Below are 17,525 nucleotides of genomic sequence, written 5' to 3'. Positions count from 1 at the left end.
TACCGCCTCGCCACTGGTGGACACTAGCACAAGGCGATCGCCCGCCAGCACCGGGCCGGACCAGGAAATCGGCTCCGTCCGGTCTTCCGGGTCCTCGAAGCGCGGCAGGCTTGTAATCCAGCGGATACGGCCGTCGCGACGCGACAGCGCCGCCACCTGCTGTTCGCTCGTCACGATGAAGACCCAGTCGCCGGCGACCCAGGGGGTCTGCACGCTGGCAACATCCTTGGTCCAGACGCGCTCGCCGGTCCGCAGGTCGATCGAGACCATGCGGCCGGAATGGCTGGCGGCGAAAACGCGGTCACGGTCGATGACGGGGCGGCCTGCGATATCGTTCAGCGAGCTGAGCGAGGTCAGATTGCCGGTCCGGGTCAGCGAGTCGCTCCAGACGGGCGTGCCGTTCTGGACGCGGATCGCGAAGAGTTCGCCCGAGCTGTAGGGCACCACCACGATCGACCCGGCCACGGCGGGGCTCGTCGAGGAGACGATGCCCGCACTCTCGGCAATGCCGCGATGGCGCCAGAGCACGGTGCCGGTCTTCTCGTCCAGAGCGAGCAGCTGATTGTCGGAGGTGATGGCGAACACCCGGCCGCCGTTTACCGTCGGCGCGGCGCGGAAAGGCTCGCGCAGCTTTTTCGTCCAGACATTCTTGCCGGTTGCGGCGTCGAGTGCATGCACCTCGCCAAAGCCGGTGGTCACGAACACCTTGCCGTCATTGAAGGCGACGCCGCCGCCGCGGCCTTCATCGGCGTCCTCGTCCTCGGGCACGAGTTCGGTTTCCCACAACTCCTTGCCGCCCGAGACGGAAAAGGCGCGCACGGTGGCTTCGGTATCGAGCACGTAGATCCGGCCATCCGCGATGATGGGCGATGCCACAAGCTCGCCTTCGCTGCTGGAGCCGTCGCCCGCATCGACGGACCAGATCTCGTCCAGCTTGCCCGGCGCGGCCAGGTGATACATCGCATTGTCCGGCGCGCCGCCGGGCTGCGGCCAATCGGCATTCTCATAGGGCTTGGGCAGAATGACCTTCTCGTCCGCCGACAGCGGATCGACTTCCAGCCTGCCGCCGAGTTCCATCACCGAGAGCCGTTCGCCCTGCAGCTTCTGCCCGTTGTCGCTGCTGGAGAACACGTCGTTCACCGTGTCGCAGCCTGCAAGCCCGGCCAGCGCGATGCAAACGAGGCCGAGCCGAAGCGCGCGGGTCCCAAAATGGCCGTTCTTCTCCGGCTGCTGCGTTCCGGTCATGCGTAACTCCCCCGACATTGATGTCTCACTTCCCGTTTGCCGCATCCGACGCCTCCGCCCCGGCCGGGGCTGCTTCCCCGCCGGCCTTAGCTGCGGCTTCGTCCTTCTTGCCATCCTCATCGGCCGCCGCCGTTTCGAGATAAGGCGCGAGCACCGCCTGCATCACATGGGCGCGGTCGCGCATGCCCGGCGGGATGCTCTGGCTTTCCAGAATGGCCTGAAACTGTTCATTGGCGAACTGGTAGTCGCCGGCGCGATAGGCTGCAAGCCCCATCAGCTCATGTGCGTTGCTTGCCCAGGGAGACCGCGCCTCGACCAGCGGCATCATGCGCGCCTTCACATCGTCCAGGCTCGCCTCGTCCAGGTTCAGCAGCGTGGCCTTGATGGTGGCCATGCCGCGAATGATATCCGTCGCATCGGAATCATTGGCGACCGCCTCGAACGCCTTGACGGCCTCGTCGGTCTTGCCGTCTTCCATCAGGGCATTAGCCAGCTCCAGGCGCGCCAGCACGGCATAGCCGCCGGAATTCTCATCGGCGAACTGTTTCAGCGTCGCCACCGCTTCGGCGGGCTTTTCCTTCTGCGCCGCGGCCACGACCTCGTCATAGCGGTCGGAAGCGGCCTCATTGACGGATTTGCGCCATTCCTGCCAGCCGATGATCGCGGCGGCTCCCACCACGATCGCCACGGCAAGGCCGATGACGTAGATGCCGTATTTCTCCCAGAGTTTGGAAGCCCGTTCGCGGCGAAGGTCCTGTTCGACTTCGCGGAAAATATCGCTCAAATCTTTGCTCCGAGGAAAACCGGTTCGGCAGGCTCTCCCGCCATTTACAAATCGGACCGTTCTCCGATCCGGAAAACGGTCTGGCAGGCGGCGTAAAATAGCCCGCCCCGGAGACGATGGCAAACGGGGCGGGCCTCGGCGAAATGACGAATTGGTAACGGGGCTTACTTGGCCTTTTTCATGCCGTAGGTATGCTCCTGCGCCGGGAAGCTGCGATTGCGCACGGCGTCGGCATAGGCCTCCGCCGCCCCGGCGATCTGGGCGCCCAGAGAGGCGAATTCCCGGACGAATTTCGGCGGTTTGGGCGACAGGCCCAGCATATCCTCCAGCACCAGGATCTGGCCGTCGCAGACCGGCGACGCGCCGATGCCGATGGTCGGGATCTCGATCTGGCCAGTGATGCGGGCGGCCAGCGGCTCGGCCACGCCCTCCACCACCACGGCGAAGGCGCCGGCATCCGCCACCGCCTTGGCATCGGCCTCGATGGCGGCCCATTCCGATTCTTCGCGGCCCTGCGTCTTGAAGCCGCCCATCACGTTCGTGCTTTGCGGCGTCAGGCCGATATGGGCCATCACCGGAATGCCGCGCTCGGTGAGGTAATGGATGGTGTCGGCGATGCGCGCGCCGCCTTCCATCTTCACGGCGGCGCAGCCGGTTTCCTTGATGATGCGGACGGCGTTGCGGAAGGCCTCTGGCGGGCTTTCCTCATAGGAGCCGAAGGGCATGTCCACCACCACCAGCGCGCGTTCGGTCCCGCGCATCACGGCGGCGCCATGCGCGATCATCATATCGAGCGTAACGCCGAGCGTGGTTTCCATGCCGTACATGACCATGCCCAGCGAGTCGCCCACCAGCAGGAAGTCGACATAAGGATCGACATAGCGGGCGGTGTGCGCGTGATAGGACGTCAGCGACACGATGGGGTCGCCGCCCTTGCGGGCGCGGATTTCGGGAACGGTGATACGGCGCGTCTTGGAATGGACGGACATGAAGCTCGCCTCCTCCTATGCGGCCTTGCGGCCTATCGGGAATGTCAGGGCGGCCGATGTCTCGAAGCGCGTTCGGGGACATCCGCCGGTCTATGGCGTTTCGATTGGATTACCGGCCGGATGCCGGTTCATCTGGGCGCCGACCTTTCGGCGTCCTGGCCATTCCCGCACCCGTTACATACGGGCATCTGAGTGGGAGCCATCGCTTTTCGAGCGTTTCTTCCAAGGCGAAAACTAGCCGAATGTCACGAAAAGTGCAAACGCCGCCCCGCGCCCGGACCGAAAACTGACAATAGTGTCAGGCAGTTACCTCCGGCGAGCGCGTGTCTTCCGGCAGCCCCACGATCTCGCGATAGGAAACGGAGAGCATGGTGACCTGCAGCATGACGGCATAAAAATAGATCGCCGTGCCGACCAGCGAAGTCAGTATCCACGTCACGCCCAGCCCATCTACAGTCAGTCCTGTGGCAAGCCGAAACAGGCTTCCTCCGCTTGCGATGAGTGCCACGACTATCAGCAGCATAAACGGCAGGTACAACAACACCACCAGCCCCAGCAGGCGCAGGCCGTTTCCCGAACTCCGTCCGAAAACATCTCCCAGTCTGCTGCCCTCGCCTAGGGCCGCATGAGGCAGAACGAGCGCCCCTCTCAATATCAGAGCCACCCCCCCGCAAAGGCCCGCCAAAACGGCCAATGAAAATAATGTCGAGAGAAGGCCACTGTTTTTTAAATGCTCCGAAAGTCCCGTTTGGCTGCCGTAGAAAGCAAAAAGAATGACTCCGAAAATTGTCCACAGAGCCACGACCAGCCCCAGCTTGATCATCGCCCAAACATAGGCGCCGTCCTCGCGCCTCACCCTGCGGAGGGACGGCTGTCCTGAGAAACCTTTTTCTCCCAAAAGAACGAAACGATGCCAGCGAACAGCGGCGACCGCGCCAGCGACGAATGTCACGATTGACGAACCCCAGCTCAGTATCCGCGCCGGGATGGCTCCAGTCATCCGTTGCAGGTTTTTGAAATCTTCCGGATTCGGATTCTTCAGAAAAGCGCGGGCGGCATCATTGTAACCGCTCCATTCCTGATATCCATACACGGCGAAGCTCATGGCAACCATGAGTGCGACGGCAGGCCAGGCGGCACCCAGCAATTGAATATAGTGGCGCGTCACGCCCGCATACACTTCGCGAAAGGCTGCAAAGACCGGAAGCTTGTTCATGAGAACTCTCCCTAGACGGCGGCCGGCGATTCCCCACTGCCCGGAAGCCCGATGATCTCGCGATAGGAGACGGAGAGCATTGTGATCTGCATCATCAGGAAGAAGAGATAGGCACCGGCATAAAGGATGACGCCGATCACGGCCCCAACTATGCCGACACTTGCCAGCAGACCAAGCGCGAAGCCGACAACGCCCAACACGACCGCGCCCAAAAGGAACAGGAGCATGAAGGCCCCGAGCAGGCGCCAGCTATTGCCGTGGGTCCGCCGGAATATCTCGATCACGCGACCGCCCCGTCCCATAGCGGCGTCGGGCAAGGCGACCATCAGGCGGAACATAATCATCAAGGCGAAGACATAGCCGATCACCGCAGCCAGCGCGGCAAAGGCTTCCACACCCGCATTGCCCCCGCCGGCGACGGCGCGGCCAAGCATCACGACCAGCGCGACGAGAATGAAAAAAGCCGCGATGAAGAGCATGTAGACAAGGATGAGCTTGATCGAGGTCCAGATGTAGGAGCCATCCTCAGCGCGCAGCACGCGAATATTCTCCATCCGGCCATCGGCCCCTTCGCCCAGCAGGACGAAACGATGCCAGCGAACCGCCGCAACCGCGCTCGCCAGCCCTGCCAGCAGAGCGATCAAAATGAAGCCGATGCTGGTTCCGCCCGCTTCCATCTGTTCCAGCGCCGCCTTGACCTCTTCGGGGTTCTGGCCGCCGACCGCATCGAGGATGCCGGTGCTGAGATACATCCACACCAACGCCCCGAAGGACACAAGGAGCAGCAGGATGGCCGGCCAGGCCACCAGGATGAGCTGGAAATAATGGCGAAAGACCCCCGAGAGCACTTCGCTCACCGACGAGATTACGCGCAGCTTGTTCATGTGAACTCCCCCCAGGCTTGCGGCGCCCCCGCGCCACATCATGAAATCAATATTCTATGGAGGCAGCGACCATCGTCCAGCGCTGATTGCGCACTCCTGCCGGATTGGTGACTAAAGAGTTGCGTCGATTTCCGGTTCCGGCGCGTGGGTGCCCGCCGGGCCTGCCAGTTCGCGATAGGCGATGGACAGCACGGCGACATTCACGATGGCGTAGAACAGCATCACGATGGCCGTTCCGATAGCCTTGAGCGCCAGCGGCAAGGCGTCGAACAGCACGAGAGCGGCGAAGAAGGGCAGCGCCGACAGGGCCGCAACACCGAAAAGCCGCCAGAAATTGCCTTTCGTGCGTTCCAGCATGCGCCCGGCATTGACCGCCTCATCCACCGCCACCGCGGGCAGAAGCAGGGACAGGCGAACCATGAAAAAGACGCCCGCCATCAGCAAGGCGATGCCGACAATTGCGATCATCGCAGCCAGCTGAGAGCCCTGCCCGTCCTGCGCCAGAGCGCCGACCAGCATGAAGCTGAGGAAGCCCGGCACCATGAACAGCGACAGCATGATGGTCACGAGCAGAAACCGCGCCTCGCGCCGTCCGAAGGAGAAATGAATACGGCCCGCCGGTTCGTCGCCCAGCAGAATGAAGCGATGCCAGGTAACGGCGACGATCGGCCAGAGAAAGAGCGAGGCGAGTTCCAGCAGCAGGAAGAAAACCGTGTCCGTCTTCGGATCGAGAAAAACCGTCCCGACAGAGAGAAGGATATAAAGCGCACCCGCCAGCCAGATGAGGCGGAACATGTCGCTGAAATGGGTCCAGGCGCCGCGATAGGCTTCCGCGACCGTGGCCATGACGTCCAGCTTATGGGCACTCATTTGCCGGCCACCTTCGCCTGATAGGTCTTGTTGTCCGGCGCAAGCGCCAGCGCCTGGATGTAATCCTTGCGCGCGCCGGGCTCGCCCTTCGCGTCCTTGATCTCGCCGCTGACATACCAGGCGGCGGCGGATTTGGGATCGATGTCGAGGGACTTCTTGATGTCGTCCTCGGCCGCGTCGAGATCGCCCTTCTCCAGATAGGCATTGGCCCGGTTGCTCAGGACCAGCGCATCCTGCGGCACGAGCTTCAGCGCCTGTGTGTAGTCGCCGATGGCGGCATCGAGCTTGCCTTCGGCCTTGTAGGCCACACCGCGATTTATCAATGCGCTGACGAGGTCCGCGTCCTGCAGGTCGCCGGAGGCAATCGCCTTGCTGCAGGCCTCGATCGCCTTGTCGTTCTGGCCGCCGCTCGTATAGACGTAGCAGAAATTCGCCTGATCGACGGCGTCCGCACGCGCGGGCACGGCGCCCGCCATAGCGGCGCCGGCAAGAACCGACAGCGCACAAAACCCAGAAACAGCAAATCCCGCTTTACCGAACATCTCGTCATCTCGCTCTTTTTCAGAGCCGGGAGACTACCTTGTTCGGCCGTCAGGCGAAAGCCGCGACGGCGACCGCGGTGTTCATGAAGTCGCGAAAGCGCAGCCATTTGCCGTCCTTCAGCGTGATGACATGCACGAAGTCGGAATCGATGCTGCGTCCGGTCGCTTTCGCTGTCAGGTTGAGATGGCCCGTCACGACCACCTTGTCCCGCTCGGCGATGAATTCTTCCGCGTCGAACTGGTGAATATCGACGGAGGAAAGCACGGTCTCGAAAAAGCCCCGGCATTCTTCCAGGCCGCTATAGGTGCCGGCATAGGGAATGACTTGCGGGCCGTAGAATTCGATCCCGATGTCGGGGTGAAGGAATTCCATTATGCCGGGAATGTCCTGCGCACCGAAGGCCGCGAAGAGCGCCTGCGTCGCCTCAATGTTCTTTTGCGTCTCGCTCATGCCGCTTCTCCCTGCCGATGGGATGTAAAACGAAGGCTCAGCCGGTCGAAGCCGTGATTGAGCAGGCTGGCGCGCTGCGGCACCGGGGCCTCGCTGCCGAGCGAAATGTCATCCATGCGGTCGAGCATCGCCTCGATGAGCGCCTTGCCCTCCATGCGCGCCAGCGCCGAGCCGAGGCAATGATGAATGCCAACGCCGAAGGTAAGCTGCTTGTTGAGGTTCGGCCGGGTTATGTCGAAAACCTCCGGAGCGGGAAACATGGCCGGGTCGTGATTGGCCGCGGCGAAGAAGAGCGCCACCCAGTCTCCCTCTTTGATACGCCGCCCGCCGATCTCCACATCCTGCGTGGCGATACGGAACAGCCGCTGCGGCGGCCCGCCATGGCGCAGGCTTTCGTCGATAAAGGCCCCGACAAGCGAACGGTCGGCGGCGAGCTGCGCGCGGACATCCGGCATGGCGGCCAGATTGTGCAGCAGATTGCCGAGCAGGAAGGTTGTCGTCTCCGCGCCCGCCACGACAAGCGTGATACAGAAGCGGATCACCTCGTCGAGGGTCAGCTTCTCGCCTTCCATCTCCGCTTTCAGCAGCGCGGTGATGAGCGAGTCCGGCACCTCTTCACCTGCCTTCAACCTGCGGTCGAGATCGCCCACCGTCTCGATGAAATAGCCGACCAGTTCGGCATTACTTGCTTCCCGGTCGGCGGGGCTCAGATCGGCGGAGAGCATGAAGGCGGTCGCCCAGTGGCGGAAGCGGTCGACAATGCTTTCGGGCAGGCCGAGCAAACCCACCATGATGCGGGCCGGAATACGCGCCGACAGCGCTTCCATCACCTCCACCTCGCCCCGAAGCGGCGTCACCATATCGGCGACGATCCCCGCCACCCAGGGCTCCAGTTCCTCGATGCGGCGCCGGGAAAAGGCGAGATTGACGATGCCGCGCAGCCGGTCATGTTCGGGATTGTCGTGATTGACCAGCATCAGCGTCGGCGCGGAAGACTGCTCCTGAAGCGGATCGCGCGAGGAAAACGTCCGATGGTCGCGGGCCGCCGCCGAGACATGCTCATAATCGAGCAGCACCCAGGCGGTCACGGGGTCGTCCGCCTCCGGCACCGTGCCCGGCGGATAGTCGCGATAGCCATAGACCGGACCGAAAGGCCTGAGCCGGTCATAAAGTTCATAAGGCGCGGCGATGGTGTCGCCTCTGGGCAGCGCCGCCACCAGAGCGGCGGCCTCTTTATCCCGGCCGTTCGGCCCTTGATCCGGCATGTCGTCCTCCCTTTTTCGACCCGGCGCACCTCCCATGCGCATAATGTTTCTTTCATAAACTGTTTCTTTTGTAAACTGTTTGGATCGTGATGAGACCGGATGCCCGGCCTACAATTCCCGCGCGGATTCGCGGGCAGCGCGAACGGTTCCAGGAGGCGAGTTTGGCGGTGAAGACAACAGGCGGCAGCAAAGGCAAGGCGGCAAAGGCCATCCCGGACGCGGCGCTGCGCTTTCTCGAATACTACTATCCGATCCATTACAAGGCCGGGATCGGCGTCGAGGATGCGCTGCGCGGCGGGATGCTCAGCCGCCATCAGGTGGCCATGCTCTGGCTTATCCATTCGGAAGGCCGCGAGGGCCGGGAGATGAACCGCAAGGCCATCGAGCGCTCGCTGGAAGCCTGGTTCGAAATCTCGGGCGGGGCCGTTACCAAGGCCTTGCGCGGCATGGCCCAGCCGCCGCTGGACCTGGTGCGGCTTGTGGAAGACCCCCGCTCCGGCCGGGAGAAGATCGTCAAGCTCACGCCTAAGGGCGAGACCCATATGAAACGCATGATCGCCGGGGGCGAGGCCTTCGTTCAGCGGATCGTCGATCACATGAGCGACGAGGAAATCGAGCAGGGCCTTCACTTCTTCAAGCGCATCACCGAGATCGTGGACGGCTTCCGCCAGGACTGAGCCTCGCCTTGCCTAGGGGGCGGAGGCGCTGATATACGCTCGCCATCAATCCGGCAGGCGCGCCCCAGACCGTTCTCCAAAGGCGCCCCCTTGAGCGAAAGAACAGATATGAGCGCGATTTCCAATCCCGTCATCGCCATTGCGGGCGCCACCGGCGCCGTCGGCGTGGAGATGCTGAAATGTCTCGAAGAGCGGAACTTCCCGGTCTCGAAACTGAAACTGCTGGCCTCCGCGCGCTCTGCCGGCAAAACCATGACATTCCGGGGCGAGGAGATCTCGGTCGAGGAACTGACCGAAGAGAGCTTTCAGGGCGTCGATATCGCCTTCTTCTCGGCGGGCGGCAGCATTTCGCGCAAATTCGCCGAGGCGGTGAAGCGCGCGGGCGCGGTGATGATCGACAATTCCTCGGCCTTCCGCATGGACCCCGACGTGCCGCTCGTGGTGCCGGAGATCAATCCGGAAGCGGCGGCGGGCCATAAGGGCATCATCGCCAATCCCAACTGCTCGACCATCATCGCGATCACGCCGCTCTGGCCGATCCATCGGAAGAACCGCATCACGCGCATCATCGCCGCGACCTATCAGGCCGCATCGGGCGCGGGTCAGGCGGCGATGGACGAGCTGGAAGAGGCGACCCGCGCGCATCTTTCCGGTGAGCCCTTTGAGCAGAAGATCATTCCGCACCCCTACCCCTTCAACGTCTTCAGCCACAATTCCGATATCGATCCGGAAAACGGCTACAACGAAGAAGAGCTGAAGATGGTGAAGGAGACGAAGAAGATCTTCGCCGACGCCGACATCCGCGTCACCGCGACCTGCGTGCGCGTGCCGGTGCTGCGCGCCCATTGCGAAGCCATCGACTTCGAATGCGAAAAGCCGATCTCGGTTGCCGAGGTGAAGGACATCCTCTCCACCGCGCCGGGCGTGAAACTCGTGGACGACCGGGAGAAGAACTACTTCCCCATGCCGAAGGATGCTTCCGGCGAGGACGACATTCTGGTCGGCCGCATCCGCCAGGACATTTCCGACCCGAGCGGCAAATCGATCTCGCTCTTCGTGGCCGGCGACCAGCTTCTCAAGGGCGCCGCCCTCAATGCGGTCCAGATCGGCGAATTGCTGGTGAAGTAAGCGCCGGAAAACGACATGCGAAAGGCCCCGGTTGCACGCCGGGGCCTTTTTCGTTTCGGATGGCGTCTTCCGAGGGGTCATAAATATCCAAAGCCGGAACCGTCCCGATCCGTCAAATTATGCATAATGGGTGATTGCGACAAACGATCTTCGACAACAAGAAACGTGAAAGCCCGATTGCGACATGACGATCCGCCAGCTTCTCCTCTCCGCTTTCCTGCTCACATGCGTCATGGGCGCCATGCCCTCCACCGCTTCCGCGGCGAGTTTCGACTGCGCCCGCGCAGCGGCGCCGGACGAAACGACCGTCTGCCGGACGCCGGATCTTTCCGCGCTCGACAGCGAGATGGGCGCGCTCTGGTTTGCCTATAAACAGATGCCGCTCGGCACGATGGGCGTGCTGAATGCGCGCCGCGAGGATGCGCAAGCCTTTCTGCAAACCCGCAAGACCTGCGGCAGCAATGTGGACTGCCTGCGCGGCGCCTATCGCGCGCGGATCGCCGTGCTGAAAGACAATATCCGTCAGGCCTCGGACTATTACCGTTACCTGCAGGCAGACCGGATGTTCACGCTGCCCGTCGCGGTGAGCGCGCTCGTCGCCGAAACCCGGACCGAATGCCGCAAGCTCGGCGGCAGGCTCGATAGCGGGGCGGACGCGCCCGCCTCCGTCCGCACGCAGGATTTCGACGGCGACGGCAAGCCCGACTATCTGATCGACAAGCGCCGGCTCGCCTGCAAAGGCGCGGCGACGGCCTTCTGTCACAATAATGGCTGTGACATGGAGATCGCGCTGTCGGGCAAGGGCTACCGTCACCCGATCCGTGAGACGGGTGCGCTGCGCGCCATCGAAGACGGGCCGGACGGCGCGGTCATCCGCATCGAGGTGAACAAGTCGCGCTGCGGCGCCGGCCTCGCCCCGGGAAAGAAATGCCTTCTCGTGCTGGCCTGGCATGACGGCGACATGGAGCCCGTCTATCAGGAAGACCCACCCGGAAACTGAAGGGAGAACGCATCATGTCGTTCATCGTCTTTGCTGCCCTGCTGCTCGCGGCCATCGGCTGCGCGATCGTTGGCGGGATCTATTTCGCCTTCTCGACCTTCATCATGCAGGCCTTTGCGGAAGTCCCGCGCGAGCATGGCATGAGCGCCATGCAGTCCATCAACCGGGTGATCGTCCGCTCGCTTTTCCTGCCCGCCTTTTTCGGCAGCGCGATATTGAGCCTCTTCCTCATCGCCGCCTGGTGGTTCGGCTGGGGCGACCTGCGCTCGGGCTACGCCCTCATCGGCGCATTGCTCTATTTCGTGACCTCTTTCGTCAGCACCATCGTCTTCAACGTGCCGCTCAACAATGAGCTGGAGCGCACCGATGCCGCCTCGCCGGAGGCCGACGGCGTGTGGTCCCGCTATCTCTCGCGCTGGACGAAGTGGAACCATCTGCGCACGGTGACGACGCTGCTGGCGGCCATCGCCTTTTCGATCGCGGCTGCGGAGCAGGAATTCGGCTGATACCCCGGTCGTGAGCATGGTTTTTCTTTGCCTGTCCACGGCGCGCGCGCCGCGCTTTTGCGCCGCTAAACTGTTGACCGCAGTGATATTTTATCTCTAATGCCCTTCATCCGGGCCGCTCGCATGGCCATGTCTATGGCAGGCATTCGACGCAGGCGGCTGCAAGGACTATTCTCCCGCCGCGTCGGGAACAGCCCCGACGGCGACAGAAGTAGCACGAGGACCAGATCATCATGGGCAGCTATCGTTCACGCACCACGACCCATGGCCGCAACATGGCCGGCGCCCGCGGCTTGTGGCGCGCCACCGGTATGAAAGAAGGCGATTTCGGCAAGCCGATCATCGCCGTGGTGAATTCCTTCACCCAGTTCGTGCCCGGCCATGTACATCTGAAGGATCTCGGCCAGCTCGTCGCCCGCGAAATCGAAAAGGCCGGCGGCGTCGCCAAGGAATTCAACACCATCGCGGTCGATGACGGCATCGCGATGGGCCATGACGGCATGCTCTATTCGCTGCCCTCGCGCGAGATCATCGCCGACAGCGTGGAATATATGGTCAACGCCCATTGCGCCGACGCCATGGTCTGCATCTCCAATTGCGACAAGATCACGCCCGGCATGCTGAACGCGGCCATGCGGCTCAACATCCCGGCGGTCTTCGTTTCCGGCGGCCCGATGGAAGCGGGCAAGGTGGAACTGCGCGACAAGACCAAAGCGCTCGACCTCGTGGACGCCATGGTCGCCGCGGCCGATGAAGGCTATAGCGACGAGGAAGTCCAGACCATCGAGCGCTCGGCCTGCCCCACCTGCGGCTCCTGCTCGGGCATGTTCACCGCGAACTCGATGAACTGCCTCACCGAGGCGCTGGGGCTCAGCCTGCCGGGCAATGGCTCGACGCTGGCCACCAATGCCGCGCGCGAGGCGCTCTTCCTCGAGGCGGGCCGCCGCATCGTGGATCTTGCCAGGCGCTGCTACGAGCAGGATGACACCTCCGTGCTGCCGCGCTCCATCGCCACCAGGGAAGCCTTCGAGAACGCCATGTCGCTCGACATCGCCATGGGCGGCTCCACCAATACGGTGCTGCATATTCTCGCCGCCGCCTCCGAAGGCGGGATCGACTTCACCATGGCCGATATCGACCGGCTGTCGCGCCGCGTGCCGGTGCTCTGCAAGGTCGCGCCGTCCAAGGACGATGTGCATATGGAAGACGTGCATCGCGCGGGCGGCATCATGTCGATCCTCGGCGAACTCGACCGCGGCGGGTTGCTGCACAATCGGTTGCCGACCGTCCATGCCGCGACGATGGCCGAAGCGCTCGACACATGGGACATCGCCCGCAACACGGCGAGCCCCGCTGCCAAGGAGCTCTTCCTTGCCGCGCCCGGCGGCGTGCCGACGCAGACGGCGTTCAGCCAGGACAGCAAATGGGAAAGCCTCGACCTCGACCGCGAGGGCGGCGTCATCCGCAATGTCGAGCACGCCTTTTCCAAGGATGGCGGGCTGGCCGTTCTCTACGGCAATATCGCGCTCAATGGTTGCGTGGTGAAGACGGCGGGTGTCGATGACAGCATCCTGAAATTCACCGGCACGGCCCGGATCTTCGAAAGCCAGGACGATGCGGTGAGCGCCATCCTGACAGGCAAGATCAAGGAAGGCGACGTGGTCGTCATCCGCTATGAAGGCCCGCGCGGCGGCCCCGGCATGCAGGAAATGCTCTACCCGACCTCTTATCTGAAGTCGAAGGGTCTGGGCGCCAAATGCGCGCTCTTCACCGACGGACGTTTCTCCGGCGGCACCTCGGGCCTGTCCATCGGCCATGCCTCGCCGGAAGCGGCGGAAGGCGGCGCCATCGGCCTCGTGCAGGACGGCGACCTCATCGACATCGACGTGCCGGGCCGCACCATCGCGGCGCGGGTGAGCGACGAGGAACTCGCGGAGCGTCGGGCCGAACAGGATAAAAAGGGCTGGCGGCCGGTGAAGCCGCGCAAGCGCGCCATCTCCACCGCGCTCAAGACCTATGCCGCTTTCGCCACCAGCGCCGACAAGGGCGCCGTGCGCGACAAGGACGCCATCGACAAGGCGGCAGGCATCCACTGACGCCGCTCACCTTCGGCAAAACGCAAACGAACGGCAGGGTCATCCCCTGCCGTTTTTGTTTTGCGTGCTCTCCCCTATGATGAGCGCAAACAACATGGCCGAGGCGATACGGCGGATAGCGGGGGAACAATGCGACTTGTCATCAGAAATGCGCGACGGCTCGATGTGGAGAACATGGCCTTCGTCGAGGACGGCCCTGTCGTTTCAGAGGACGGCAAGATCGTCGGCATCGGCGAGGATGCGGCCGCGGATGTCGAGATCGACGCCAAGGGCAGCTTCCTGCTGCCCGGCTTCATCGACGCGCATGTGCATTTCCGTCTCGCGACGCTCGATTTCGCGCGGCTTCAGCGCTGGTCCGAGGTCGAATTCGGCATCGTCATGGCGCGCCTCGCCAGGGAAACGCTCCTGCGCGGCTTCACCACGGTGCGCGATCTGGGCGGCGATGTCGAAGGGCTGATGCGCGCCATCAGGGCCGGCATGGCCGAGGGCCCGCGCATTATCCGCGCCGGGCGGATGCTTACCCAGACGGGCGGACATGGCGATGCGGAATCGGGCCCCCGCCCCGTGCCGACCTGCGCCTGCGAGATGCGCCACACCGCCTTCGGCATCGTCGCCGACGGGCCGGACGCGGTGCGCAAGGCCGCGCGGCACAATCTGCGCGACGGCTCGGACTTCATCAAGATCCATGTCTCGGGCGGCGTCGCCTCGCCCGCCGACCCGCTGGAATCCGTTCAGTACACGGCAGCCGAAATCATGGCCGCCTGCGAGGAGGCGCGTCACCGGCAGACCTATGTGGCCGCGCACGCCTATTCGCCGGAATCGATCGCCATGGCGGTGGAGAACGGCGTCCACACCATCGAGCATGGCAACATGATCGACGCGGGCGCCGCCGCCGCCGTCGCGCGGCATGGCGCGGTGATGGTGCCCACCCTTTCCACCTATGAGGCGATGGACCTTATCGGACGCCAGATGGGGTTCCCGGCGGCGAACCTGGCCAAGAACAGCAAGGTGCTGGACGCAGGGCTCCGCTCGCTCGAAATCGCCCGTGATGCCGGCGTCACGCTTGGTTGGGGCACGGATCTCATCGGCGAAAGCCAGTCGCGCCAGCGCCGCGAATTCGCAATCCGCGCCGAGGTCGAAACGCCGGCGGACATCCTGCGGTCCATGTATGTCGTCAATCCGCGTCTCTGCGGCCTGGACGGAAAGATCGGCACGCTCACCCCCGGCGCGGCGGCGGATATGATCCTGACGACAATCGATCCGCTCGAAAACATCGCCGCCCTCGGCGAGGACGACGCCATCGAGCACGTCATCCACCGCGGCGCGGTTGTCGGGGGCGGCGCATGACCCTGAAGCTTGTGGCGGGCCTTGCTCTCGGCGGGCAGCACTCTGCCCGAAAAAGTCATACCAACACAAAATGGCAAATGCCCTTCCAGGCAAGCCATTAGGAAAATTGACGAATCATCCGCTGCCATGCTCGCATGCCTGCATGCAGACTTATTCGGCAGATAGCGGACATAATATGTTGAAGGATCCTCTGAAAAAATCGGCACCCAAAAAAGAACCTCTTCAGGTTAGAATCCCAGCCAAGGTCAAACGCAATTTCAAAGCTCATGCGGCATTGTGTGGCTTGGAGCCCAACGAATTGTTCATCGAAGTTTGGAGCTTCTACGAGCAGACGAAATTAAGAAAGAATGTGAGTACGCAGTGAAACAAAAAGGCAAGAATACCTGTCTGGAGGATGACTTTCGAAGCGGCCTGAGTGGCCGAAGGTTCAAGACGATATTGGCTGACCCTCCCTGGCAGTTCACAAACCGGACAGGGAAAGTTGCGCCAGAACACAGGCGGCTAAACCGGTATGCCACAATGACGAAAGCAGACATTTGCTCGTTGCCAGTGTCCGAACACGCTACAGACACAGCTCATCTATATCTTTGGGTTCCGAATGCACTGCTCCCAGATGGGTTAGAAGTAATGAAAGCGTGGGGGTTTGAATATAAGTCCAATATTGTGTGGCATAAACTCCGCAAAGATGGCGGGAGCGACGGCAGAGGTGTAGGATTTTATTTTCGCAACGTAACTGAGATATTGCTTTTTGGCATTCGCGGAAAAAATGCTCGAACCCTTCAGCCGGGACGTTCTCAGGTAAATTATATCGGCGCGAGAAAAAGAGAACATAGTCGCAAGCCAGATGAACAGTACGACCTTATCGAGAGTTGCAGCCAAGGCCCTTATTTAGAACTTTTTGCGCGTGGTGTTAGGGAGGGGTGGACTTCATGGGGGCTTCAAGCGGATGGCTCTTATACACCTACGTGGAAAACTTATCCGTACAACTCATCCGTCAAGGACGAAGAAGAGATCACGGCTTAAGATATTGACATCGCAGTATAGTCGTTAGAGACAGGCTAATCACTTCATAAGAAGGAAATCCACCGCATTCGGGGACCATTGAAATGAGCGATACTTCCGAAAGTTGGCGTCCCGGAAGCTTCACCAAGAACTTCAGCTGGGGAAAGAAAGAGAATGGCCTTTTAAAACTACATCAGGCTATTCGTGTGGGATTTGATGGTGTTACAGAAGACGTGGAAAGGGAAACATTTCGCAACCGCGTAAAAAAAGAAGGCTTGCTTGATTACATTCCAGTGAACTTCTTTTTATTCAATTCATCAAAAGGTGGCGCTAACTTTATTATTGCCGATGAACTCGTTTTTCAGGCCATTAACTGGAATCACTCAGATTCATTCGACAAGCTTGCGATATTTGCGTTCAATTTCAGCCGTGTTGGAAAATGGCGTGGGGCAGGCCCCGAGCAGCGCTATCCTGCTCTTTGGGCACGTCATTACATAAAGGACCGAGTCGCAAATCAATTTGGATGGGACACTAAAAAAATAAGCGCAAACGACATCGAAGCGTTTGTGAAAAATGATCCCAGGTACAAAGCGAAGACGGCAAGAAAGTTATCTACCAACCTGTATTACCTATACAGCGTTAGCCATCTATCTGATTTCTCTACAAATAGGGTTGAGAGGTGGTGGGTAGACTGTCTCTTTCTGGCGCTAGACCGATTAATCGAGGATCAAAAATTAGATGGTATTGATATAGACGGTGCACGCTATGCCTCTATTTTAGCAAACTCGAACTTTGGCGATCTAAGTGGCCAGAGGAGTGTTGAAAAGGACTTGGCGGAGAAGCACTTGATAGCACTCTATGATGCTTGTGGTTCGCGAGAACGCTTTTCTGAAGAACATGTACGCGAACGAACTGCCGTTAAGATAGAAGATGTCGAATGGGTGCTGGCAAATGATGTTCGCCCGCAAGGAGCTGTCCACCCGACAAACCCTAGAGTGCTAAAATCTATTCCTAGAGCTTGTGCAATGTTGGCAAAATACGCTGGCTTTGAAATAATTGAAGCCGATGAACTTGAGCAGTTTGACCCAGATAAATTTGCGGTCGAGAGAACACGACGAATTCTTGCTGAGTTACGAGAGCAAAATATCGTTCCCAATATGAGCGCAGAAGAACTCCTTAAGCTGACCCGCGAAAAATGACCACATTATTGGACACTAATATTTTAATTTATGCTCTTGGCGAAAATGAGCAACACCACCACTGGGCCCAAGAAGAACTTGAGAAGCGCAAGTCCAGCGGTCCGCTGGTAATACCCGAGATCGTGTACTGCGAGTTCTCAATCGGCATGCCTTCCCAAGAAGCCGTGGACGTTGCGGTTGGTGCGTTAGGCTTAGAGAGATACGCAAGTCCAAACGAAGCCCTCTTTAGAGCCTGAATCATAAAGGCGGCAATGATTTCATGGCCTTGCGAGACGTCGTGTGACGATGCGGATGTGGGCGATGAAGAGCCATGCGATGGCGCTT

The 17,525-nt window shown here is 61.2% G+C and carries 19 protein-coding genes; 10 read left to right on the top strand and 9 right to left on the bottom strand.

All coding sequences use genetic code 11. The annotated features are described in order from the left end of the window. The 9 genes from CMI59_RS02095 to CMI59_RS02055 form a co-directional block, all read right to left on the bottom strand. Positions 1 to 1,245 (bottom strand): PQQ-binding-like beta-propeller repeat protein (locus tag CMI59_RS02095; RefSeq protein ID WP_293324047.1); only part of this gene is annotated, 1,245 nt, incomplete at its 3' end. A 25-nt stretch (positions 1,246 to 1,270) separates the two neighbouring features. Next, complete coding sequence (locus CMI59_RS02090) at positions 1,271 to 2,029, bottom strand: tetratricopeptide repeat protein (protein WP_293324044.1); 759 nt, start codon at positions 2,027 to 2,029, stop codon at positions 1,271 to 1,273. 164 nt (positions 2,030 to 2,193) lie between these two features. Beyond that, positions 2,194 to 3,018, bottom strand: coding sequence for a 3-methyl-2-oxobutanoate hydroxymethyltransferase (gene panB, locus CMI59_RS02085; protein WP_293324041.1), 825 nt, complete (start codon positions 3,016 to 3,018; stop codon positions 2,194 to 2,196). Positions 3,019 to 3,316: 298 nt separating this feature from the next. Beyond that, the gene (locus CMI59_RS02080; RefSeq protein ID WP_293324038.1) at positions 3,317 to 4,234 is read right to left on the bottom strand and encodes a hypothetical protein; all 918 of its coding nucleotides are present in this window, start codon (positions 4,232 to 4,234) and stop codon (positions 3,317 to 3,319) included. An 11-nt stretch (positions 4,235 to 4,245) separates the two neighbouring features. Then, positions 4,246 to 5,118: a hypothetical protein gene (locus CMI59_RS02075; RefSeq protein ID WP_293324036.1), complete on the bottom strand. Its 873-nt coding sequence runs from the start codon at positions 5,116 to 5,118 to the stop codon at positions 4,246 to 4,248. 111 nt (positions 5,119 to 5,229) lie between these two features. After that, a complete protein-coding gene (locus CMI59_RS02070; RefSeq protein ID WP_293324033.1) occupies positions 5,230 to 5,988 on the bottom strand; it encodes a hypothetical protein in 759 nt (252 codons plus the stop codon). Next, a complete protein-coding gene (locus CMI59_RS02065; RefSeq protein ID WP_293324030.1) occupies positions 5,985 to 6,530 on the bottom strand; it encodes a tetratricopeptide repeat protein in 546 nt (181 codons plus the stop codon). Before CMI59_RS02065 ends, CMI59_RS02070 begins: the two co-directional genes overlap by 4 nt. Before the next feature lie 49 nt (positions 6,531 to 6,579). Beyond that, complete coding sequence (locus CMI59_RS02060) at positions 6,580 to 6,981, bottom strand: nuclear transport factor 2 family protein (protein WP_293324027.1); 402 nt, start codon at positions 6,979 to 6,981, stop codon at positions 6,580 to 6,582. Beyond that, the gene (locus CMI59_RS02055; RefSeq protein ID WP_293324024.1) at positions 6,978 to 8,246 is read right to left on the bottom strand and encodes a cytochrome P450; all 1,269 of its coding nucleotides are present in this window, start codon (positions 8,244 to 8,246) and stop codon (positions 6,978 to 6,980) included. The genes CMI59_RS02060 and CMI59_RS02055 overlap by 4 nt, the downstream gene beginning before the upstream one ends. Positions 8,247 to 8,413: 167 nt before the next feature. Between CMI59_RS02055 and CMI59_RS02050 the strand changes: the two genes are divergently transcribed. The 10 genes from CMI59_RS02050 (at position 8,414) to CMI59_RS16870 (ending at position 17,437) form a co-directional block, all read left to right on the top strand. After that, the gene (locus CMI59_RS02050) at positions 8,414 to 8,923 is read left to right on the top strand and encodes a winged helix DNA-binding protein (RefSeq protein ID WP_293324053.1); all 510 of its coding nucleotides are present in this window, start codon (positions 8,414 to 8,416) and stop codon (positions 8,921 to 8,923) included. Between the two features lie 108 nt (positions 8,924 to 9,031). After that, positions 9,032 to 10,051, top strand: a complete 1,020-nt coding sequence (locus tag CMI59_RS02045; RefSeq protein WP_293324050.1) for an aspartate-semialdehyde dehydrogenase — start codon at positions 9,032 to 9,034, stop codon at positions 10,049 to 10,051. Positions 10,052 to 10,235: 184 nt separating this feature from the next. Beyond that, positions 10,236 to 11,051: a hypothetical protein gene (locus CMI59_RS02040; RefSeq protein WP_293324022.1), complete on the top strand. Its 816-nt coding sequence runs from the start codon at positions 10,236 to 10,238 to the stop codon at positions 11,049 to 11,051. A 14-nt stretch (positions 11,052 to 11,065) separates the two neighbouring features. Then, a complete protein-coding gene (locus CMI59_RS02035) occupies positions 11,066 to 11,557 on the top strand; it encodes an anthrone oxygenase family protein (RefSeq protein ID WP_293324019.1) in 492 nt (163 codons plus the stop codon). A gap of 233 nt (positions 11,558 to 11,790) precedes the next feature. Continuing rightward, on the top strand, positions 11,791 to 13,653 hold the full coding sequence (ilvD, locus tag CMI59_RS02030) for a dihydroxy-acid dehydratase (RefSeq protein WP_293324016.1): 1,863 nt from the start codon (positions 11,791 to 11,793) through the stop codon (positions 13,651 to 13,653). Between the two features lie 129 nt (positions 13,654 to 13,782). Next, the gene (locus CMI59_RS02025; protein WP_293324013.1) at positions 13,783 to 15,000 is read left to right on the top strand and encodes an amidohydrolase family protein; all 1,218 of its coding nucleotides are present in this window, start codon (positions 13,783 to 13,785) and stop codon (positions 14,998 to 15,000) included. A gap of 70 nt (positions 15,001 to 15,070) precedes the next feature. Next, positions 15,071 to 15,364 (top strand): hypothetical protein, encoded by a 294-nt coding sequence (locus CMI59_RS02020; RefSeq protein WP_293324010.1) that lies wholly within the window; start codon positions 15,071 to 15,073, stop codon positions 15,362 to 15,364. Then, positions 15,277 to 16,023: an MT-A70 family methyltransferase gene (locus CMI59_RS02015; RefSeq protein ID WP_363102352.1), complete on the top strand. Its 747-nt coding sequence runs from the start codon at positions 15,277 to 15,279 to the stop codon at positions 16,021 to 16,023. Before CMI59_RS02020 ends, CMI59_RS02015 begins: the two co-directional genes overlap by 88 nt. Positions 16,024 to 16,106: 83 nt before the next feature. Then, positions 16,107 to 17,201: a hypothetical protein gene (locus CMI59_RS02010; protein ID WP_293324004.1), complete on the top strand. Its 1,095-nt coding sequence runs from the start codon at positions 16,107 to 16,109 to the stop codon at positions 17,199 to 17,201. Then, complete coding sequence (locus tag CMI59_RS16870; protein WP_363102351.1) at positions 17,198 to 17,437, top strand: type II toxin-antitoxin system VapC family toxin; 240 nt, start codon at positions 17,198 to 17,200, stop codon at positions 17,435 to 17,437. Before CMI59_RS02010 ends, CMI59_RS16870 begins: the two co-directional genes overlap by 4 nt. Positions 17,438 to 17,525 lie beyond the last annotated feature (88 nt).

Source organism: Parvibaculum sp. (assembly GCF_002684405.1).
Classification (GTDB): Bacteria; Pseudomonadota; Alphaproteobacteria; order Parvibaculales; family Parvibaculaceae; genus Parvibaculum.
The sequence above is the reverse complement of the archived record's forward strand: the minus strand, read 5'-3'. Positions and strand labels throughout refer to the sequence as shown.